Source organism: Actinoplanes lutulentus, assembly GCF_003259845.1.
Classification (GTDB): Bacteria; Actinomycetota; Actinomycetes; order Mycobacteriales; family Micromonosporaceae; genus Actinoplanes; species Actinoplanes lutulentus.
In genome coordinates this window covers 59,230-78,915 of the sequence record NZ_QLMJ01000002.1, presented here as the reverse complement: position 1 = coordinate 78,915, position 19,686 = coordinate 59,230, and the positions used below count along the sequence as shown (strand labels likewise).

The following is a 19,686-nucleotide window of genomic DNA, read 5'->3' as shown; positions in this document are numbered from 1 at the left end:
GAAGGAGACACCATGACGGCATGCCTGCTGGAACCATCGGCACGGGAGTGGAAGGAGACCCTCCAGCACGTCGGGCACGACATGTACCACGTGCCGGAGTACGTCGTGCTGGATGCGCGGCTCTACGGCGGCTCGCCGGCCGCGTTCTGGTTCGAGCGGGACGGGCATCGGCTGCTGATCCCGCTGATCGTGCGGTCGATCCCGGAGTCGGAGCTGCGGGACGCGATCTCGCCCTACGGTTACCCGGGCCCGGTCAGTGACGCGGCGCCGGGGGACGCCGCGTTCTGGGAGCAGGCATGTTCGGCGTTCGTGGAGACGATGCGCGCCGACGGCATCGTCTCCGCCTTCATCCGGATGCATCCGCTGCTGGGTGCGCCGGTGCCGGCGATGCGGCAGGCCGGCGCGGTCGTCCACCATGGCGAGACAGTGTCGATGGATCTGACGGTGAGCCTCGACGAGATGTGGTCGCAGACCCGCAGTGACCATCGCAACCACATCAACCGGGCCAAGCGGGCCGGCACCGAGGTGGTCTTCGACGACTGGGACCGGCTCGGCGAATGGGTCGAGGTGTACCACGACAACATGCGCCGGGTCGGCGCCACCGACTACTACTTCTTCACCCGCGAGCATCTGGCGGCGCTGCACGACGCGGTCGGCGACCGGATGCACCTGGCGGTCGCGCTGGAGGACGGCGAGGTGGTCGGCGGCAACACCTTCTTCGAATACGACGGCATCGCCACCGGTTACGTCTCGTCGACACGCCGGGCGCCGAAACGCTACGCCGACGAGATGCTGTACGACGAGGTGCGGCGCTGGTGCAAGGACCGCGGCGACGAGGTGTTCCACCTGGGCGGCGGTAAGGGCGGGGCGAACGATTCGCTGTTCTCGTACAAGGCGGGGTTCTCGCCCAGCCGGCACGCCTTCCACACCTGGCGGGTGGTCGCCGACCCGGTCAGGTATCGCGCGCTGGTGGGCGGGCTGCGCCCCGGCGCCGACCCGGACGACCTGACCGCGACCTTCCCCGCCTACCGATAAGGAGCTCGCCATGCGGATCACCTGCGTCGGTGGCGGACCCGCCGGACTGTACTTCTCGGTGCTGGCGAAACTCGCCGACCCGAGCCACGAGATCACCGTGCTGGAACGCAACCCGGTCGGCGTGACCTGGGGCTGGGGCGTGGTGTTCTGGGACGACCTGCTCGACGACCTGTTCAGATACGACAAGGTCAGCGCCGAACGGATCTGGGAGTCGGCCCGCAAATGGGACGAGTACGAGGTCCGGGCCACCGGCAAACCGGTCACCCACCTCGCCGGGTACGGCTTCAGCCTGGGCCGGCACCGCCTGCTGGAGATCCTCGCCGAGCGTGCGCTCGAACTCGGCGTGACGATCAGCTATCAGGACGAGCTCAGCGACATCGCCGCGCTGCCGCCGGCTGATCTGGTGGTGGCCTGCGACGGCGCCCGCAGCCGGATCCGGGACTCCGCCGCCGAGCACTTCGGCGCCGAGGTGGAGGTCGCGTCGAACAAGTACATCTGGCTCGGCACGCCGCATGTCTTCGACACGTTCACGTTCGGTTTCGAGAAGACGCCGGCCGGGTGGATCTGGTTCCACGCGTACCCGTTCAACTCCTCGACCAGCACGTTCATCGTGGAGTGCCAGCCGTCGACGTGGGCGGCGCTGGGTTTCGACTCCCTCGACGCCCGGGCCGGCACCGCCAAGCTGCAGGAGATCTTCGCGAAGCACCTGGGCGGGCAACCGCTCATCGACCACCGCGCCGAGGTCGGCGGGACCGGCTGGCTGAACTTCCGCCGGGTCACCGCGCAGCGCTGGGATCACGGCAACGTAGTGCTGATGGGCGACTCGGCGCACACCACCCACTTCGCGATCGGCTCCGGCACGAAACTGGCGATGCAGGACGCGATGGCCCTGGCGGACGCGGTCGCTTCCCGGGATGCTCTTCCGGTGGCCCTCGAACGGTACGAACACCGGCGCAAGGCGGCGCTCGCGCCGCTGCAGAAGGCCGCGCGGGCGAGCAGCGCCTGGTTCGAGCGCTTCGAGGAGTACGCGGACCTGCCCGCGAAACGGTTCTCCTACGCGCTGTCCAACCGGCGCGGGGAGTACGCGACCTGGCGATACCTGCTGCACATGTCGACGCAGACCCGGGTGCTGCGCACCGTGCTGCGCTGGACGTTGAGCGCCCGCCGGTGGAGCCGTGCCCGCAAACGGCCGGTGACACCCGGCCGCCCGATGCTCACCAACACCGCCTGACAGGTGACCACCGCGAAGGGATGACCGATGGCCGAAGGCGCCCTACTGGAACCCGGCGACACGGCGTGGGCGGATGCGCTCGCCCAGGCCCGCCACGACGTGTACCACCTCCCCGACTACGTCGCCCTGGACGCGCAACTGGCCGGGGGCACACCCGCCGCGTTCCGATACGACGAAGCCGACCACGTCATGCTGGTCCCGCTGGTGCTGCGAACCATCCCGGGCACCGGCCTGCGTGACGCCGTCTCCCCGTACGGATACCCGGGCCCGGTCAGCGACGTCGCCCCGGCGAACACCGCGTTCTGGGCGCGCGCCGCCCGGGCCATGGCCGAGTTGCTGCGCTGCCACGACGCGATCACCGCGTTCGTCCGGCTGCACCCGCTGCTGCCGGCGCCGACCGTGTCCCTGGAGCGGGTCGGCACGGTGGTCCGGCACGGCGAGACGGTCGCCATCGACCTGACGCTCTCCGAGGACCAGCTCTGGAGCGAGACGCACCGCACCCACCGCAACCAGATCAACAAGTCGAAACGGGCCGGGGTCCGGATCGAGTTCGACGACTGGTCACTGCTGGACCAGTGGATCTCGACCTATCACGCGACGATGAAGCGGGTCGGCGCGACCGACTTCTACTTCTTCGACCGCGCACACTTCCATCGGCTGCGGGACGCGCTCGGCGACAACCTGCACCTGGCGGTGGCGCTCTGCGGTGACGAGGTACTCGGCGGCAACCTGTTCTTCTCACACGGGGGCATCATGCACACCCATCTGCAGTCCACCCGGGACGGTCAGATCTGGTGGGCGGACAAACTGCTCTACCACGAGGTGCGGCTCTGGGGCCGGGAGCGCGGCAACCAGGTCTTCCACATCGGTGGCGGGCTGGGCGGCTCGGACGACTCGCTGTTCCGCTACAAGGCCGCGTTCGGCTCGCTGCGCCAGGACTTCCACACCTGGCGAGTGATCACCGACCCGATCGCGTACGAGAAACTGGCCGGCCCGGTCACGCCTGATTCGTTGACAGGACGGTTTCCGCCGTACCGTTGATCTTGTAGTTTTCCACCAGCTCGGCCAGGACGTCCCGGGTGCGGTGCAGGTCGGCGATCTGCCCCTCCACCCGGGTGAGCTCGTCGCCCAGCCGGTCGGCGAGCCACGGGGTGCGGATCGACTCGTCCGCCACGCACGGCAGCACGTCGCGGATGGTAGCGCTGGTCAGCCCGGCCGCGAGCAGCGACCGGATCAGCCCGACCCGCTCGACCGCGGCGTGCGGATAACCACGCTGACCGCCGGGGCTGCGCACGCTGGCGAGCAGGCCCTGCTCCTCGTAGTAACGCAGCGATCGGGCACTGGCACCGGTCGCCGCGGCGAGGTCACCGATCCGCATTTTGTCTCCTCGGTCACAGCCTCTTGAACCTCACATCCATGTCAAGTTTTAGCGTCTCCTCATGACGACGACAAGCCTCTCGCTGGATCTGCTCACCGCGCCGATCACCCTGGCTGGGCTGACCGTGCCGAACCGGTTCGTGATGGCGCCGATGACCCGGTTCCGCTCGCCCGGCGGCGTGCCGACTCCTGAGGTAGCGGCCTACTACCGCCGCCGCGCCGAGAACGGCGTGGGCCTGATCGTCACCGAGGGGACCCTGGTCGGACATCCGAGCGCGAGCCACGAGACCACGGTTCCCCGGATGACCGCGGGAGCCGCCGAGCAGGGCTGGCGGCAGGTCACCGACGCGGTCCACTCGGCCGGCGGCCGGATCGCCGCCCAGCTGTGGCACCTCGGCAGCGAGCGCGAGGGCTGGTCCTGGACCCCGGCAACCATGGCCGTGTCCGATATCGACACCATCGTCGAAGCGTTCGCCGAGTCCGCCCGGGTGGCGGTCCGCGCCGGCTTCGACGCCGTCGAGATCCACGCCGCCCACGGGTACCTGCTCGACGAATTCCTCTGGCCGGCCACCAACCAGCGCACCGACGCGTTCGGCGGCACACCGGCCCGCCGCGCGGCCTTCCCGGCCGCGGTGGTCGCCGCGGTCCGCGCACAGCTCCCGCCGACAACCCCGCTGATCGTACGGTTCTCGCAGTTCAAAGAGCGTGACTACGCCGCACGGATCGCGCAGTCCCCGACCGAGCTGGCAGCCCTGCTGGAGCCGCTGGCAGCAGCAGGCGCCGACGTGCTGCACGCCTCCCAGCGCCGCTTCTGGGAACCGGTCTTCGACGGCTCACCGCTGAACCTGGCCGGCTGGGCCCGCCGCATCACCGGGCTGCCGGCCATCACCGTCGGCTCCGTGGCCCTGGACCGCGACATCACCCACCAGGACCGCCTGCTGACCGGTCTCGATCAGGGCGAGTTCGACCTGGTAGCCCTGGGCCGCATCCTGCTCGGCAACCCGTCCTGGGTCCACCACACCCTCACCGGCAACCCCGGCGAGATCCACCCCTACGAGAAGTCCCACGAGGACACCTACTTCTAACCCCGCCGCCCCGGCATGCGTTGGCGATCTTGAGTGATTTTCTACGTTCCGAGGTGGACGATCGCTCAAGATCGCCAACGCGAGCACCCGCCGGAACGCCCTCGCCGCTTCCTCCCGCCTCCTCCCCCGAACCTGGCGAGCCGCGCCGCCATTTCGACCCCTCGAATTTCGCCATCTGCGGACTCATCGCGGATTCGGCCGCGCGGTGGCTCTCGTTGCGAGCGTCGTTTCGATCTTGTGCGGTTTAGCCGTCCGATCGACCGTCCGATCGACCGCAAACTCACGAGTTTCCGGGTAGCCGCCGCCGTAGCGTGTCGATTTCCGGTCGCCTGCTAGCACCCTGGTGACGCGCTGTCACCACAATCGTGGAGCGTTCTGGCTTTGTGGAAACCCGCGGGGGTCAGAGCAGCCGCAGGTCTCCAAGATCGCGCCGTCGCCGGCGGCGCCCCTCGCCGGGCGCGCACCCTCGGTGACGGTTCGGCGAGACGGTGGCGCTGGCCAGCCACCCGAGCAACAGCTCGGCGAATCTTGGACACCGCGGCGGGCGGGGCCGCACGGCAGCGCGACACGGACAGGGCAAGGTGCGCTGCCGGCCGACGGCGGGCAGGGGTGGGCCCCGGCCGGAGGGGGTGGGCGCCGGCGGGGTGGTGGTGGCGGCGATGGCGGCGGCGATGGCGGGGGTGGCGGTGGCGGCGGGATGACTCAAGCGGTATGGCGGGGTGGAGATCAACCACAGGTCATTCATAGACTTCGATGTTTCGCTTCTGTTTCCCCAACGGCAGAAGGGAGAAATCATGCAGGACAACGAGGCCTTCGTGCGGGAGGTGCACGACAAAGGCCTGGCTTACGACCTGCCCGTCATGTCGCGCCGGCGGATGCTCGCCGGCGTAGGTGGCGTGGCGATTCTGGGTGCGCCGCTGCTCAGTGGCGCCGCCTCGGACGCGGCGGTCGCGGCGTGTGCGGCGGAGGTCGACTCGGAGACCGCCGGGCCATATCCGGCGGACGGCTCGAACGGGCCGAACGTCCGCGTGCAGTCCGGGATCGTGCGCAGTGACATCCGGCCATCGTTCGGCACGTCGACGACGGTGGCGCCGGGCGTGCCGCTCCAGTTCTCACTCACCGTGCTGAACTCGGCGTGCACACCGACCGCGGGCGCGGCCATCTACGCCTGGCACTGTGACCGGGCCGGGCGGTACTCGCTGTACTCCTCGGGCGTGACCACCGAGAACTACCTGCGCGGCATCCAGGTAACGAACGCATCCGGCACCGCGACGTTCACCAGCATCTATCCTGGCTGCTACGCGGGCCGCTGGCCGCACATCCACTTCGAGGTGTTCGCGTCCCTGGCCGCCGCCACCAGCGGTTCCGGCCCGATCCGTAAGACGTCGCAGATCGCGCTGCCGCAGAACGTGTCGCAGACGGTCTACACGTCGGCCACCGGCTATTCGCAGAGCGTCACCAACCTGTCGCGGATCACCCTGGCTCGCGACATGGTGTTCGGCGACGACCTGGCCGCGACCCAGATGGCCAGCGTGACCGGTTCGGTGTCCGCCGGTTACGTGGCGAACCTGACCATCACGGTCTGACCCCGGTGGTGCCGGTCGTGTCGCCAGCTGGGCGGCACGACCGGCACCGCTTCACGCGTACCCAAGAAGGGAGCGCAAGCGATCAACGGCGAATGAGCCCGTGGGGGTCGAGGACGTATTTGCGGGCCGCGCCCTGGTCGAACTCCTGGTAGCCCTGCGGGGCCTCGTCGAGCGAGATGGCCTTGGCGTTGACGTTCTTCGCGATCTGCACGCGGTCGTGCAGGATCGCCATCATCAGGCCGTGGTTGTACTTCATGACCGGGCACTGGCCGGTGACGAAGGAGTGCGATTTCGCCCAGCCCAGGCCGAGACGCAGCGAGAGCGAGCCGACCTTGGCGTCCTCGTCGACGCCGCCCGGGTCGCCGGTGACGTAGAGACCGGGGATGCCGATCGCGCCGCCCGCGCGGGTGACGTCCATCAGCGAGTTGAGCACGGTGGCCGGTTTCTCCACCTCCGAGTCACGGCCGTGGCCGCGCGCCTCGAATCCGACCGCGTCGACGGCCGAGTCGACAAGCGGCTGGCCGATCGCCGGGGCGGAGCGGCCGAGGATCTGCTGGACCTGTTCGGCCGGGTCGCCGTTCGCCACGTTGATGGTCTCGCAGCCGAACCTGCGGGCCTGGGCGAGGCGTTCCTCGTTGAGGTCGCCGACGATCACGACGGCGGCGCCGAGCAGGAACGCCGACGTGGCCGCGGCCAGGCCGACCGGTCCGGCGCCGGCGATGTAGACGGTGGATCCGGTGGTCACGCCGGCGCTGACGCAGCCGTGATATCCGGTCGGGAAGATGTCGCTGAGCATCGCCAGGTCGAGGGCCTTCTCCAGGGCCTGGTCCCGGTCCGGGAATCGCAGCAGGTTCCAGTCGGCGTACGGAACCATCACGTACTCGGCCTGTCCGCCGACCCAGCCGCCCATGTCGACGTACCCGTACGCCGAACCGGGCCGGTCCGGGTTGACGTTGAGACAGACGCCGGTCTTGCGTTCCTTGCAGTTGCGGCAGCGTCCGCAACTGATGTTGAACGGCACCGAGACGATGTCGCCGACCCGGATGAACTCGACGTCCGGGCCGACGTCGATCACCTCGCCGGTGATCTCGTGGCCGAGGACGAGGCCCTCCGGCGCGGTGGTGCGCCCGCGGACCATGTGCTGGTCGCTGCCGCAGATGTTGCTGGCTACGGTCTTGAGGATCGCGCCGTGGGGTGTCCTGCGGCCGACGTTCATCTTGTTGACGCCGGGGCCGTCCTTGACCTCATAGGTCGGGTAGTCGAGATCGGCGATCTCGACCCGGCCGGGACCCTGATAGACAACCGCTCTGTTGCCTGACATGGTGCGCCTCCAGTGTGTTACGTCGTTGTCACCGCCATGCTTCTCGTTGTGTGACCGGAGCAGAACCGTCAGTAGTTGCTGATGACGAATACGTCCGTGGGCGGATGTGGTTTAACCCGGCGAGGACCGGAGCGGCACCGGCGCGCACCTGGTGGGGTTCGCGTTCCAGTCGGGGCCGCGGTCTAGACCGGGCGTTTGCCGTGCTCGCTCTCCAGCCGCTGCCTGGTGGCCGGGTCCTCGAACTGGAGCTGGCGCACGTCGCTGCGTTTGTTGTCGGTGACGTCCCAGACGCTGACGCTGACGCCGTTGAGCGGGGTGAGGGTGCTGGTCCAGAGCAGCCGGACCACCTCGTCGGCGATCGGCTTCGGGTCGGAACCCTCGGTGACCTCGACGTTCGCGGCGGCGGTGGCGGCCGCGTCCAGGCTGTTCTGGTACGTGATCTTCGCGTCCACGACCTCGGGGCGCGCGGCGAGGATGTCGGTGAGCGTGTCGGTGGTGGCGTCGTAACGCTGTTGATCGTTCCCGCAGCCGGCGATGAGGACCATCAGGATTATCACTATCAGTCGTCTCATGGCACTCTCGTCAGCTCGTAGACGCGGTTCTCCACCTGATCCCCGCTGAGGTATTTTTCGGCACTCTCCCGGAATGCCACGATCGACGGGTCGCTGCTGGCATCCAGATCCCGCGCGGCCGGCAGGTAGGAGACGCTCGTCGAATGGTCCTCGCCGATCGTGCCGTGCTGGTTCGCGAACGTCACCGTCGTCCAGTTCGCCCGGTCCGGGTTCGCCGCCGCGTCGAGGTGCGGGACGATGTCGTGCCGGTTCTCCAGCGAGAGAACCTGCACGTCACCCGGCACGTCGATGCGGCCCACCGGGGAACCGGCGGTCACCACGTGCGTCACGTTGAAGTCGAACGTACCGCTGCCGTGATCGTGCGCGGCCTGCGCCGCCACCATGCCGCCCTGCGAATGCCCGATCAGCATGACCGGATCGGTGCCGGACGCGCCCGCCTGCCGCAGCGCCTCGGCGATCGCATGCTCCCGCGTACTCACGTCACCGGCGAGAACGTGCAGGTTGGTGCCGAGATCGTTGAGCTCCGGATTGTGTTCCAGAGGCCCGTTCCAGTCCTTCGTCCCCGGAATGTCGACCACGAACGACCGCGTCCCGTCCGCCGCGGTGATCACCCGCACGTCGATCTGATCCGGTTCGCCTCCGCTCACCTCACCATTGCGGTGGTCCAGGCCGTCGATCAGGTCACCGATCCCGGCCGGAGGATCTTGGGTACGCGGATTCGCGTCCACACCCACATCAGTGACCGTGTGCCGCCCGTCCGGATACAGGTTCGCGATCAGGTCGGCCGCACCCGGCACGTCGGTGACGCCGACCCCCGGCAGCCAGCTGAGCAATCCCGGTCCGGCGCCGACCACGGCGTCGACCGTCCCCGGATGGTTCGTGAGCAGTTCCTGAATGTCCGGCGGGTCCATCACCACTTCCGGGTGGGTGACCGCGAACAGCCCGGCCGCGGTGATCGCGACCGGCAGCACGATCGGAGCGGCGAGCCCGCCGGTGAACAGCACCGCGTCGATCATCGCGGCCTGCGCGCGGTCGGTCGCCTCATAGCTCGCCACCGCGGTACGCAGCCCGAGCGCCCGCACCCCGAACACCGCCGCCTGCGCGGTCAGCCCGTCCGGCCCGTCGAGGGCGGCGAGCAGCGCGCCGGTGAACCGGGCCGCCGAGACCGGAGCAAGCGCCGCCGAGGCCAGCAGGTCGGGGTCGGCCGCGACGGCGTGGCACTCGCCGCTGATCCGGCCGAGGGCGAACGCCAGGTCGTCACTGCTGTCCGCGAGGGTGAACATGTCGTCGTAGTCGGCGTCGACCCCGCCCGCGCCGCCGGCGATCCGGGTTTCAGTTCCGTTTTCAGGAGGCACCGCCGGCCTCCAGGACGGCAGTGAGGTGTGGCGCCACCCAGGTCGGGAAGTCGGCGCGGTCCACCGGCTCGAGCGTGACCTGCCGGGTACCGTCGCCGTCCGGTATCGGCCGCAGCCCCGTCCACCGGGTGCCGGTGAGCAGCCAGGCCACCTGCCCCGCGAGCACCCCGCCGTCCGGAGCACGGCCGGTGATCAGGGCGGACAGGCTGCCCCGGGTCTGCGTGCGGGCACGGTCGGCGAGCTCGTCACCGTGCGGCGGCATCCAGGGATGCCATGCCAGATCCGCCAGGTCGACGGTCCCGGTCAGCGGTTCACTCGTGCCGGGATTCAAGGCGAACTGTACGGAGTTCCCACCGAGGTCAGCCGGCTCGGGCACGGCCCGCAGCAGCTCACGCCCGAGATCGGTAGCGTTGAACAGTGACAGCTCCACAGCCTCCCCAGCGAGCGGGAAGAGACTGGCGCCAAGATTGCCGGAAACGCTGAACAGTCCACGCAGGACCCGCCCCGGCACAGCGGTCTCGATGCGAACCGCAACGACGGGTTTCGCAAGAACGGCGACGTTGACGGCGAGTGCCTGTTCCTCTTCGGGGGTCCACTCCCGCTCTTTCGGAGCGGCATCCTCCGGAACCAGCCCCGGCGGCAGCGTCACACCGGCCCGCTCCACGAGAGCAGCCATCTCCCCATGACTGAGCACAATCCGCCGCGCGGTCACAGCGCGCCCCTTGAGTTCACGATCCGCCTGCCGGTCACAGCGCGCCCTGCCTGTTCATCAGGCGGCCGACCTCGAGCCAGCGCACGTCGCCGGGCTCGGGAAGGTCGTCCGCCCAGTCCACCACCCGGCGCAGCGCTCCCCCGGCGGTGTCCGCGACCTGGTCGACGGCACCGGTGACCTTGTCGACGGCGCCGGTGACCTTGTCCGCTGCGGAGTCGATCGTGCCCATCAAAGATCGGCGTTGGTCGGACACCCAGTCGGTGATCTGCTTCTCGATCCGGGCGATGGCGGCGAGAGTCTCGCGTACCTCATCGGCGTGCGCGGCGAGCAACGCCGCCGCATGCTCGATCTCCCCGGCCCGGCGCTCGGTCTCCGCACGGTCCCGGGAAAGCTGCTGCCGATAAGCCGCAGCCGCGTCGGAGACCCACCGGGCCGTGTGCCCGCGTGCTTCGTGCTCAGCCGCGTCGTTCCGGATGCGGGCGGCCTTACCCCGCAGCTCGGCAGCAAGCCGATCCAACTCGTCCGGGTCACCGTAGAAAGCCATAGCCCCCGCCTTCCAGTCTCTTCCCTGGGGTCTACGCCGTCCATAGTGCAGCCGTTCAGTCCCGCCCTGTACCCGACATGCCAACGCTAGGTCATCCTAGGAACCTAGCCCAAAACCATGGCGTCCCACCATGTCCGCCGCCGCAATCTTGGTCCCCCAACCACATCCCGACGTGACCCACGGCCCAAGATCGCGCAGCTCAGAAGCAGCGTGTCGATTCAGGGTCCAATTCGCACCCCAACTCAACACACACCGCGAGGTTTGGCCGTTCGCGGCGGCTTCGCCCATGGACCGGCGGCGGCTTTGTCTATCGAGCAGCGGCGGTTTCGTCTATCGAGCAGCGGCTAGAGTCGGCCGGGTCAGGCGGCCACGCCGCCTCGGGTCGGGGCCGGTGCGCTCACGGCCAGGACCACCCGCTGTCGGACCGGTTCCTCCGGGAGAGGTGCCGCGCCGGCGCCGGCCTGCGGGCGAGGGCGTCGTGGCAACACACGCCCCGAGTTACCGCCCCGGCCTGGATAGATCAGCAGGCCGTTGATCGGGTCGGGAACCGCGTCGAGGGCCGCGCGGACCGCCGGCAGGTCGCGGAACGACGTCCAGCGGTCATCACCACGGAAGCCGATCTCGAAGATCAGGCCCCAGGGCTGCCGGTGCCACGTCCACTCGTAAGCCCCGTGGCTGATGGCCGCCTCGACCAGAACGTTGGCATAGGAGTCCTGCCAGCGCGCCGCTGATTGATGCGCGCCGTCCAGAACCTCGATGGTCCACCAGTGGAGTTCCATGGTGACCCGATGCTAACGCCGACCGGCAACCACGGTCATCGATCCGCTGAAACTCGGCACAAAGTGAACCCGACACAAAACAAGGCCGAGAAAAACGCGGTGCCGGCCAACCCTGGCCGGCACCGCGATGAAACTCAGGAGAGCTCGCGGATCCGCTCCCGCAACGCCGTCTCCAGCGCGGCGTCCATCTCCGCGGTCCGCCCTTCGAGCAGATCGTCGTGCAGGCGCTCCGGGAACATCTCCCCGGCCTCGCCCGCATCCCACTGCGCGTCGGTGGGTGCTTCGACCCGCCCGGCCGGGGTCAGGTGCACCGCGACCGGAGTCACGGTCCCTGATCCTTCGGCTGTGCGGGTGTCACACCTGGCCCAGGCGTACACGGTCGTCACCTCGGTGATCGTGGCGGCGGACGCCGGTTCGACACCGACCGGGCGTACGGCGCAGGCCATCCGACCGGCGCCGGACGACCAGGTCTCCGTGATCTGCTCCTCGACGAGCGGGGTCACTCGCGTGATCAGCTCGGCCTGGAACGCCTCGTCGAGTGGCTGTTCGCCGCTGTCCTTGAGGAACCAGAACGCCGTCGCGGCGATCGCCGCGACCACGAGCACGGCGGAGACGGACCGGGTTGTGGTCGCCATGATCGATCTCCTTAGGTCCGGTAGGCGTAGAACTTGACCCGCGAGTTCCTCGCCCTCGCATCCCGCGTGATCTTGCTCATCGGCTTGTCCTTGATCGCGTTCGTGTGGCCGGTGACGTACACGTCGTACTGGTCGGTCTTGGTCACGACCATGGTGTGGTCGATCGTGCCATCACCGGTCCAGTCGGCCTGGATGATGTCACCCGGGCCCGCTTTCCAGATGGAGGAGATGTTCTGGGTGCGCTTCGGTACGAACTTCGAGAAGTTGTTCGCGCCGCCCCAGGTCCAGGTCTGGTTGGCCTTGGTGTACCACCAGTTGCCGTTGCTCTGGTACCAGCCCGAGTCTTCCTTCCACTTGCCGGCCTGCATCACCTGCGAGACGAAGTTGGTGCAGTCGGCTTCCACCTTCTTGCCGTTCTTGTCCTTCACCTTGGTGATCCGGTACCCGGGGTTGAAGCCCATGGCCCACTTACGGGCATAGGTCACCATGCACGAGTAGCAGAGCCCCTTGGGGATGGTTCCGGCGAGGACCATGCCGGAGGACTTCGCCGCCGCGGTCGAGTACCCGGCCGTGGTGAAACCACTGCTCTCGGAGAACTCGCCGTCGACCTTCTCGCCGTCCCAGATCGGGTCGCTGCCGTCGCTGCTGGACTCGGCCGGCTCCTCGGTGGCCGGCTCGTCGGTGGTCGGCTCAGTGGTGCCGAAGTTGTAGTCGATCTCGCCGCCGGGTTCCGGGGCGGGCTCGCCCTCCGGCATGAGGCCGTCCAGCACCGGTTCGAACTCGCCCATCGGCTCGGTCAGCGGCGCCACCGCACCCAGGGCGACCAGGCGCTGGTCGGCCAGCGCCCAGGTGGTGCCGCTGCGCACGAAGACGAAGGCCCGGTCGGCGGAGTGCCCGTACGCGGTCTCGGCATCGTCGGAAGGCATCGCCAGCGACGTCTCCTCGCGGAGCCAGAGGTTGGCCTGGTTCCCGGAGATCTGCACCATGCCGGTGTCGGAGCTGACCGTGGAGACCTCGTAGTCGAGGTTGTCCATCAGCAGGGTGTCGCCCTCGTACTGCAGTTCCGCGGCGGAGACGACGGCCAGCGAGGCCTCGCTGTTCCACATCGGGATGCCGGCCGTGTTGTCGTAGTGGCCGGTGATCTCGTTGGCCCGGTTCTGCAGGAACTGTTTGGCGAGCGGCACCAGCTGGGCCTGCGCGGTGATCTCCGCGGCGGTCATGGTCCGTTCCGGCCGGTACCCGATCGCGTTGACCCCGTCGCCGACGCCGAACTGGTACGCGGTCACCGCGGAGAGCACTCCGGCGGAGTCCCGCGACCGGACGTACAGCGTCTGCACGCCGGTCGTGGCCGGCGTGACGTTGACGGTGGCCGTTCCGCTCGTGGTGGCGGTCACCACGGTGGTGGGCGGGTTGACGTTGAGGCCGTACAGGAACGCGGCGGCCTTGAGCCCGGTCGGCTGGGTGAAGGTGAACGAGCCGGCGACGCCGGCGTTGCCCGCCCAGTACTCCTCGCGGTACGCGGTGGACGAGACGCCCGGTCCGGTGGTCGGGTTGGCGTAGGTCACCTCGACGTACGGAACCTTCGCCAGCTCGCCGGAGTTCCGCGACCAGAACTGCTTGTACTGGGTGTAGTCGGTCTCGCTGGACGCGCGCAGGCCCATGGTCGGCGTGCTCACGTTGCCGGTGGCGGCGCGCTGGAAGAAGTTCGTCGCGTCACCGGAGACCCAGGAGTCGGCGCACGTGGTGCTGGTCGACGTGGACTCCTTGTACCGCCATGCGGGCTGGCTGTCCCACGAGGACGCGCTGGAGGGCGCGTCGGTGGTCCAGATCTCCCAGGGCCGGGGCTCGCAGGAGCTGGCGAACGGGCTGGCGAAGTTGACCTTCGCTGACTTGATCTTCTGACCACGCAGGGCGGTAGCGTCCCAGGTCACGAACGACCGGGCGATCAGGCTGCTGTCCCAGGCGCCCACGAAGATCGAGTCGGCGTCGACCCAGGCGGTCGGGTAACCCTTCATGACCGTCACGGTGCCGGTGGTGGTGAGCCGGGTGATCTGCGGGTCGATGACGACCGGGTAGACCGTCTTGGGGTCGTTCAGCCACTTGCGGTCCGGCTTGAGCCGGAGCGTCACGGCCGGCTCAGCGGACGAAGCGGAGGCGGACGCGTTCGCCACGTCGACGGCGACCTGCCGGGTCGGCGGGCGGTTCTTCGCGGAGTCCCACATGAGCGGGGTCGGCATGAAGGCCGAGCGGTCGCCGTCGGCGCCGCGGACCCGGACCCGGCCGTGCTTGTCCTCGCTGGCCGAGTCGACGCCCCGGCCGGTCAGCGGCAGGGCGATCTCGGTGATCCGCTTGGCCGCGGCGGCGGACTTCAGCACGGTGAACTGCTCGAACCCGGTCGGCGTGGCCTGCACGACGAGGTCGACGCCGGGCCGGACCTCCGGGTACGTGGCCTTGCTGCCCTCGAGCCGGGGCTCCGGCAGCTTTCCCTGCCAGCCCATCGTCACCTTGTCCACGCCGCCGCCGAGCGAGGCGAGGTCGGTGGAGCCGGTGGTACGGGCGCCGGATAGCCGCAGGCTGTCCGGGTGTTCCGCGGGTGCCACCGATCCGTCGGCGTGCCGCCGCAGGGTCAGGTCGATCGGGACCCATGTTCCGTTGCGCTGGAAGCGCACCATGCCCGACGAGATGACGCCGACGACGTCACCGCCGGGTGTGGCGAAGTATTCCGATGTCTCGGTGGTCGCGTCGTCGAGCCGGACGCGTTCGCCGGTCTGCTTGGCGGAGGCGAGCGCGGAGGCCAGATCCTCGTTCCCGGCGCGGAAGATGATCGGCGGCACCATCGCCGGCGCCTGTGCCGCTGAGGGCACCGCGCCGACCGTGACGCCTACCGCTAAACCGACTGCTGCCGACAAACCGCCCCTCACGCGCCTGTTCCAGGCACGCGAAAGGGCCATCCCCGTGTGGTGATTCATCGATCCCCTTCTCATTGATCCGGAAGGTGACCGTACACAGTGAACACACAGCAAAGATCATCTCTTCAGCCACTTGACTATCGATGACAATCTATGCGAAGCGCGTGCGTTCAGGCAGCGCTGGAGCGCCCCGACGGCAGGGCGTGCCGGCTGCGCACCGCCCGGTGGGCCGCGCGCCGCAGAGCCGGGCGGGACTCGTCCGGCGGGCGGGAATCCGGCAGCTGCGGGCCGGCCCAGGCCGGCAGCGAACCCGGCACGTTGAGCGAGCGGTCCGGCGGCACCCACAACGGTTGCGGCGTCGTCGGCGACCCCCACCAGCGCACTGTCCCGTAACCACGGACCAGCGGTGGCTGCAACGCCGGCCAGTGTGCTTCCGGTGGGATGGCGAGCCGCCAGGCCTCGGCCGGGAGCAGGGCCAGCCCGGACTGTGGTGGCGAGGCCAGCGACGTGCCGGCCGGTACCGAGGAACCGGCCGGGGCGGCGACCTGCGCGGTCGCGGCGGGTGTGGACGCGAGCACCACGGCGGAGCCGACGGTGATGATGCCGGCGAGCAGGGCGGCCGGTTCCCAGCCGGGGCGCACGGTGTCGCCGAGCAGGGTCAGCGCGATCACCGAGGGGCCGACGACCTCACCGGTCCAGTGCACGGCGGTGACCCGGCCGACGTCGCCTTTCTGGAGCGCGTTCGCGTACAGGATCATGCCGTTGATCGGGAAGATCAGCAGGGCCCAGACCAGGGGTTCGGTGGCGATCGCGACGACCGCCGTGCCGAAGGTGTCCATCGAGCCGGGCGGGAGGGTCAGTGCCCGGCCGGTGAGGGCGGCGCCGCCGAGGGAGAGGCCGCCGACCCCGGCGATCAGGCCGGGGATGCCGATGCGGGTCGCGGCCCAGCCGAGGAGGACGATGCCGGCGGCGGCGCAGCAGAACGAGATCCGCACCGTCCAGGTCGGCACCATCTCGTGCTGCGAGCCGGCCGACATGGCGAGGGTGGTCAGGGCGGCGCCGGTGCAGATGATCGCGAGCACGTCGACCTGGCGCAGCTTGGACTGCAGGAACATCCAGGCCAGCACGGCGGTGACGGCGAGCGAGCCGGCCAGCACCGACTCGACGACGTAGACCGCGAGGTGCTGCAGGGCGAACATCGCCGCGATCCAGGCGGAGATGTCCAGGGCGATGCCGACCAGGTAGAGCGGATGTCCGAGAGTGCTCACCGTGTTGTGACTGCGCTGCGCACCGACGGCCTGCAGGATCGATCCCACCGCGTAACTCAGAGCGCCGTAAAGTGCCAGCCCGAGCGACATCCAGTGCGCGGTGGTCATGTGGTCACCGCCCTTGATCACGCTGCGTTGATCGACATATCACACAATGATGATATGCCGATCCGCCGATCTCGCGCGACCCTCGCCGTCCAGCGAAAAGGCCGGCGAAAGACCCTAGGCCGCCAGCGCAGGCGTGAAGTACCGCACCACCTCCGCCATCCGCGACAAATCCCCTGGTCCGCAGCGATGATCGGCCGGCAGCGTGAGCATCCGGTCGGCCAGGTCCGCCGCCTCGTGGTCACCGCTCCAGAGCCGGTTGCGGTCCTGCCGCCAGTGCACCGGCGCGTAGATCCGATTGCCTGCCAGATGCGCCTGCAGCGCATCACGCGCCTGGATCGATGCGCACTCCAGCTGCAAGCGGAACGGGCCGTCTCCCACGATCTTCATTCCCTGGGTACGCGTGAAGAGCAGCCCCGCCAGCTCCCGGGCGTTACGCGCACTGACCTCCCGCAGACCCGCCACGTCGAGCAGCGGTAACGCCGCCCGGGTGAACGCGCAGGCCGGCCCGGAACTGCCCCGCAGATCGTGCTCGCCCTGCTGCTGCAACGCCCGGAAATGCTCCTTGTCGATCGGCCGCCCCTCCAGCCAGGCCGCCTTGATCAGCATGGCCGCGAGCTTGAGGTGCGAGCCGCTGCTCTCCGGCCCGCTCGGCCGCGGCAGCGAGAGTCCCTGCGGCGACCAGAGCAGCCCGCCGTCGGGCAGCGGCAGCGTCTTGCGCAGCGAGGCGACCGCGTACGCCGCTTCGCTGTTCTCCGCCCAGTCGCTGAACGGGTCGTGCGAGTGGTCCTCGATCACCGGGATGCGGGGGTGTGCCCGGATCCACGCGCCCCACGACCCGCCGTTCTCCCGGCCGAACAGGTTCTGGGCGAGCACCACGTCACCGTCGGCGACCCGCAGCGTCTCCCAGCGCGGTCCCCGCCCGTCCGGCAGGTGCCGGTACCAGGTGATCGGCATCCGTTCGGAGAGCGCCTCGGCGACACCCATGCAGAAGTACGACGGCACGTGCAGCCGGCCGGCCGGTGCGAGCAGGCGCAGCACTTCGCTGAGCGCGCCGCATCCGGTGGCGAACAGCGAGCGCTGCGCCGGCAGCCACGCGGGCGGGCCGCCCTGCTCGGCACTGAGCAGGACGGCCGGGTCCCAGTGGAATTCCGATCCGATCTCAAGCGACACGGGATACGTCCTGAACTGCTGGCTTCTGGTCCATCACGATTCTCTGATCGAGGCTGGCGGCAGGGGTCTGCTGCCGGGCGATGTTGAGGGTGTCGACGTGCACCGGCGGCTCTCCGCGCTGGAGCGTCACCGCGGTCTCCCAGAGGATCTTGAGGTCGAGGGCCGGCGACCAGTTGTCGACGTACCAGCGGTCCAGGATGAACCGCTGCGGCCAGTCGATGTCGTCGCGGCCGTTGACCTGGGCCCAGCCGGTGATGCCGGGCTTGACCTCGAGGCGGCGGGCGTCCTCGGCGGAGTAGTTCGCGACCTGCGGCAGCACGTCGGGGCGCGGGCCGACCATGTTCATGTGACCGAGCACCACGTTGATCAGCTGGGGCAGCTCGTCGAGGCTGGTCCGGCGCAGGAACCCGCCGCACCGGGTGATCCGGGGGTCGTTCTCGACCAGGCCGAACGGGTCGTCGATGCCGAGCTGGGCGCTGAGCGCGACCGAGTCGTGCACCATCGAGCGGAACTTGAGCATCCGGAACGGGGTGCCGTTCACGCCGGCCCGGTCCTGGACGAACAGGACTCCCCGGCCGTCGGCGATCCGGATCCACGCCGCGATCGTGAGGATCACCGGGGTGAGCAGGAGCAGCATGACGGCGGCGACCAGGCGTTGCAGGCCGTTCCAGAAAAGGCGTACGACGGGGTCCACGATTACCTCCGCAGAGATTTCAGGTTCACAGCGACTCGACGTTGGGTCCGGTGAGGCGATGGCGGGTGTCCAGCACGTAGGCGGCGTGCTGGACGACGAGGTCCAGGTCGAAGTCGTCGTGGTCGGCCAGCAGGATCACCGCGTCGGCGGCGGCGATCTGCTCGGGCGTCAGCGCGACCCGGGCGACCCGGCTGTCGACGTGGGCGTCCTCGACGACGTGCGGGTCGGCGGCGCGTACCTCGGCGCCCATGCCGAGCAGCAGCGCGGCGACCCGCCGCGCGGGTGACTCACGCGCGTCGCCGCTGTTCTTCTTGTACGCGAGACCGAGCAGCAGGATCGTCGAGCCGTTGACCGCCTTGCGCCGGGTGTTCAGGGCGGCGACCAGCCGGCGCGAGACGTAATCCGGCATGTGGTTGTTGATGTCGTTGGCCAGCTCGACGAACCGGAAGCTCTGCCCGAGGGTCCGCTGCACCCGCCAGGACAGGTACGACGGGTCGATCGGCAGGCAGTGCCCGCCGACGCCGGGGCCGGGCACGAACCGCATGTATCCGAACGGCTTCGAGCTGGCCGCGTCGATCGCCTCCCAGACGTCGATGCCGAGTTCGTTGGCGTACACCGCGAGCTCGTTGACCAGCGCGATGTTGACGTGCCGGAACGTGTTCTCGAGCAGTTTGGCGAGCTCGGCGACCTTGGTGTCGGCGACCGGGACGGTCGTGTCGACGACCGAGGCGTAGAAGGCCTGCACGTGTTCCAGTGAGGCCGGGTTGATGCCGGAGACGACCTTCGGCGTGGTGGTGAGGTTCCACTCGCGGTTGCCCGGGTCGATGCGCTCGGGGCTGTAACCCAGGTGGAAGTCGACGCCGGCGATCAGGCCGGAGCCCTCCTCCAGCAGCGGCGCGACCAGCTCGGTGGTGGTGCCCGGGTAGGTGGTCGACTCCAGGGCGACGGTCGCGCCGGGGCGCAGGTACCGCGCCAGGGTGCGGGCGGACTCCTCGATGAAACGCAGGTCGGGAGTGCCCTCGCGCAGCGGCGTCGGCACCGCGATCACCGCGACGTCGAACCCGCCGCAGGAGCGCGGGTCGGACGACGGGGTGAACTTGCCGGTGGCGAGGATGTCGCGCAGGTCGTCGGAGGAGACGTCGTCGACGTAGGACTCACCGGCGGCGAGCCGTTTGATCCGGTCGTCGTCGACGTCGAAGCCGACGACTGTGTGGCCGACCTGGGCGGCGCGGACCGCGAGCGGCAGTCCGACGTACCCCTGGCCGGCGATGACGACCCGCATGGGTGTTATCTCCTTCATCTGCG

18 protein-coding genes are annotated in these 19,686 nt (G+C 69.3%); 5 read left to right on the top strand and 13 right to left on the bottom strand.

Translation table 11 applies throughout. From position 1 onward, the window contains the following. Positions 1 to 12 precede the first annotated feature (12 nt). From B0I29_RS03805 to B0I29_RS03795, 3 genes are read left to right on the top strand one after another with little or no spacing between them, the layout of a single operon-like run. Positions 13 to 1,035, top strand: a complete 1,023-nt coding sequence (locus B0I29_RS03805) for a GNAT family N-acetyltransferase (RefSeq protein WP_111647433.1) — start codon at positions 13 to 15, stop codon at positions 1,033 to 1,035. A 10-nt stretch (positions 1,036 to 1,045) separates the two neighbouring features. Continuing rightward, complete coding sequence (locus B0I29_RS03800; protein WP_111647432.1) at positions 1,046 to 2,266, top strand: FAD-dependent monooxygenase; 1,221 nt, start codon at positions 1,046 to 1,048, stop codon at positions 2,264 to 2,266. 27 nt (positions 2,267 to 2,293) lie between these two features. After that, the gene (locus tag B0I29_RS03795; RefSeq protein WP_111647431.1) at positions 2,294 to 3,307 is read left to right on the top strand and encodes a GNAT family N-acetyltransferase; all 1,014 of its coding nucleotides are present in this window, start codon (positions 2,294 to 2,296) and stop codon (positions 3,305 to 3,307) included. On the opposite strand, the gene B0I29_RS03790 is transcribed toward B0I29_RS03795, so the two are convergent. After that, complete coding sequence (locus B0I29_RS03790; protein WP_111647430.1) at positions 3,264 to 3,644, bottom strand: MerR family transcriptional regulator; 381 nt, start codon at positions 3,642 to 3,644, stop codon at positions 3,264 to 3,266. The two genes, B0I29_RS03795 and B0I29_RS03790, sit on opposite strands and share 44 nt — an antisense overlap. Positions 3,645 to 3,705: 61 nt before the next feature. Here B0I29_RS03790 and B0I29_RS03785 point away from each other — a divergent pair, with 61 nt between their 5' ends. Then, the gene (locus B0I29_RS03785) at positions 3,706 to 4,728 is read left to right on the top strand and encodes an oxidoreductase (RefSeq protein WP_111647429.1); all 1,023 of its coding nucleotides are present in this window, start codon (positions 3,706 to 3,708) and stop codon (positions 4,726 to 4,728) included. 794 nt (positions 4,729 to 5,522) lie between these two features. Continuing rightward, positions 5,523 to 6,314, top strand: a complete 792-nt coding sequence (locus tag B0I29_RS03780) for an intradiol ring-cleavage dioxygenase (RefSeq protein WP_111647428.1) — start codon at positions 5,523 to 5,525, stop codon at positions 6,312 to 6,314. 82 nt (positions 6,315 to 6,396) lie between these two features. Here B0I29_RS03780 and fdhA read toward each other — a convergent pair whose 3' ends face one another. The 12 genes from fdhA to B0I29_RS03720 form a co-directional block, all read right to left on the bottom strand. Continuing rightward, positions 6,397 to 7,635: a formaldehyde dehydrogenase, glutathione-independent gene (gene fdhA / locus B0I29_RS03775; RefSeq protein WP_111647427.1), complete on the bottom strand. Its 1,239-nt coding sequence runs from the start codon at positions 7,633 to 7,635 to the stop codon at positions 6,397 to 6,399. Positions 7,636 to 7,817: 182 nt separating this feature from the next. Continuing rightward, positions 7,818 to 8,207: a hypothetical protein gene (locus B0I29_RS03770; protein ID WP_146616711.1), complete on the bottom strand. Its 390-nt coding sequence runs from the start codon at positions 8,205 to 8,207 to the stop codon at positions 7,818 to 7,820. After that, complete coding sequence (locus B0I29_RS03765; RefSeq protein ID WP_111647425.1) at positions 8,204 to 9,562, bottom strand: esterase/lipase family protein; 1,359 nt, start codon at positions 9,560 to 9,562, stop codon at positions 8,204 to 8,206. The genes B0I29_RS03770 and B0I29_RS03765 overlap by 4 nt, the downstream gene beginning before the upstream one ends. Continuing rightward, entirely contained in the window at positions 9,552 to 10,238 is a 687-nt protein-coding gene (locus tag B0I29_RS03760; protein WP_111647424.1) for a hypothetical protein, read from the bottom strand. The genes B0I29_RS03765 and B0I29_RS03760 overlap by 11 nt, the downstream gene beginning before the upstream one ends. A gap of 70 nt (positions 10,239 to 10,308) precedes the next feature. After that, positions 10,309 to 10,818 (bottom strand): hypothetical protein, encoded by a 510-nt coding sequence (locus B0I29_RS03755; protein WP_111647423.1) that lies wholly within the window; start codon positions 10,816 to 10,818, stop codon positions 10,309 to 10,311. A 359-nt stretch (positions 10,819 to 11,177) separates the two neighbouring features. Next, on the bottom strand, positions 11,178 to 11,597 hold the full coding sequence (locus B0I29_RS03750; protein ID WP_111647422.1) for a hypothetical protein: 420 nt from the start codon (positions 11,595 to 11,597) through the stop codon (positions 11,178 to 11,180). A 134-nt stretch (positions 11,598 to 11,731) separates the two neighbouring features. Then, positions 11,732 to 12,232 carry a hypothetical protein gene (locus tag B0I29_RS03745; protein ID WP_111647421.1) on the bottom strand — a complete coding sequence of 167 codons (501 nt, stop codon included), beginning with the start codon at positions 12,230 to 12,232 and terminating at the stop codon, positions 11,732 to 11,734. 11 nt (positions 12,233 to 12,243) lie between these two features. Next, positions 12,244 to 15,096 (bottom strand): amidase domain-containing protein, encoded by a 2,853-nt coding sequence (locus tag B0I29_RS03740; protein ID WP_146616710.1) that lies wholly within the window; start codon positions 15,094 to 15,096, stop codon positions 12,244 to 12,246. A gap of 215 nt (positions 15,097 to 15,311) precedes the next feature. Next, on the bottom strand, positions 15,312 to 16,517 hold the full coding sequence (locus B0I29_RS03735) for a hypothetical protein (RefSeq protein ID WP_111647985.1): 1,206 nt from the start codon (positions 16,515 to 16,517) through the stop codon (positions 15,312 to 15,314). A 114-nt stretch (positions 16,518 to 16,631) separates the two neighbouring features. Continuing rightward, on the bottom strand, positions 16,632 to 17,687 hold the full coding sequence (locus B0I29_RS03730; protein WP_111647419.1) for a hypothetical protein: 1,056 nt from the start codon (positions 17,685 to 17,687) through the stop codon (positions 16,632 to 16,634). Next, positions 17,677 to 18,381: a sugar transferase gene (locus B0I29_RS03725; RefSeq protein WP_245972210.1), complete on the bottom strand. Its 705-nt coding sequence runs from the start codon at positions 18,379 to 18,381 to the stop codon at positions 17,677 to 17,679. Before B0I29_RS03725 ends, B0I29_RS03730 begins: the two co-directional genes overlap by 11 nt. A 25-nt stretch (positions 18,382 to 18,406) precedes the next feature. After that, positions 18,407 to 19,663, bottom strand: coding sequence for a nucleotide sugar dehydrogenase (locus B0I29_RS03720; RefSeq protein WP_111647983.1), 1,257 nt, complete (start codon positions 19,661 to 19,663; stop codon positions 18,407 to 18,409). Positions 19,664 to 19,686 lie beyond the last annotated feature (23 nt).

Bases quoted from the DNA above. Each gene is read 5' to 3' on its own strand.
- B0I29_RS03805 (WP_111647433.1), top strand. From the start codon at position 13: ATGACGGCATGCCTGCTGGAACCATCGGCACGGGAGTGGAAGGAGACC.
- B0I29_RS03800 (WP_111647432.1), top strand. From the start codon at position 1,046: ATGCGGATCACCTGCGTCGGTGGCGGACCCGCCGGACTGTACTTCTCG.
- B0I29_RS03795 (WP_111647431.1), top strand. From the start codon at position 2,294: ATGGCCGAAGGCGCCCTACTGGAACCCGGCGACACGGCGTGGGCGGAT.
- B0I29_RS03790 (WP_111647430.1), bottom strand. From the start codon at position 3,644: ATGCGGATCGGTGACCTCGCCGCGGCGACCGGTGCCAGTGCCCGATCG.
- B0I29_RS03785 (WP_111647429.1), top strand. From the start codon at position 3,706: ATGACGACGACAAGCCTCTCGCTGGATCTGCTCACCGCGCCGATCACC.
- B0I29_RS03780 (WP_111647428.1), top strand. From the start codon at position 5,523: ATGCAGGACAACGAGGCCTTCGTGCGGGAGGTGCACGACAAAGGCCTG.
- fdhA (WP_111647427.1), bottom strand. From the start codon at position 7,635: ATGTCAGGCAACAGAGCGGTTGTCTATCAGGGTCCCGGCCGGGTCGAG.
- B0I29_RS03770 (WP_146616711.1), bottom strand. From the start codon at position 8,207: ATGAGACGACTGATAGTGATAATCCTGATGGTCCTCATCGCCGGCTGC.
- B0I29_RS03760 (WP_111647424.1), bottom strand. From the start codon at position 10,238: ATGGCTGCTCTCGTGGAGCGGGCCGGTGTGACGCTGCCGCCGGGGCTG.
- B0I29_RS03755 (WP_111647423.1), bottom strand. From the start codon at position 10,818: ATGGCTTTCTACGGTGACCCGGACGAGTTGGATCGGCTTGCTGCCGAG.
- B0I29_RS03750 (WP_111647422.1), bottom strand. From the start codon at position 11,597: ATGGAACTCCACTGGTGGACCATCGAGGTTCTGGACGGCGCGCATCAA.
- B0I29_RS03745 (WP_111647421.1), bottom strand. From the start codon at position 12,232: ATGGCGACCACAACCCGGTCCGTCTCCGCCGTGCTCGTGGTCGCGGCG.
- B0I29_RS03735 (WP_111647985.1), bottom strand. From the start codon at position 16,517: ATGACCACCGCGCACTGGATGTCGCTCGGGCTGGCACTTTACGGCGCT.
- B0I29_RS03720 (WP_111647983.1), bottom strand. From the start codon at position 19,663: ATGCGGGTCGTCATCGCCGGCCAGGGGTACGTCGGACTGCCGCTCGCG.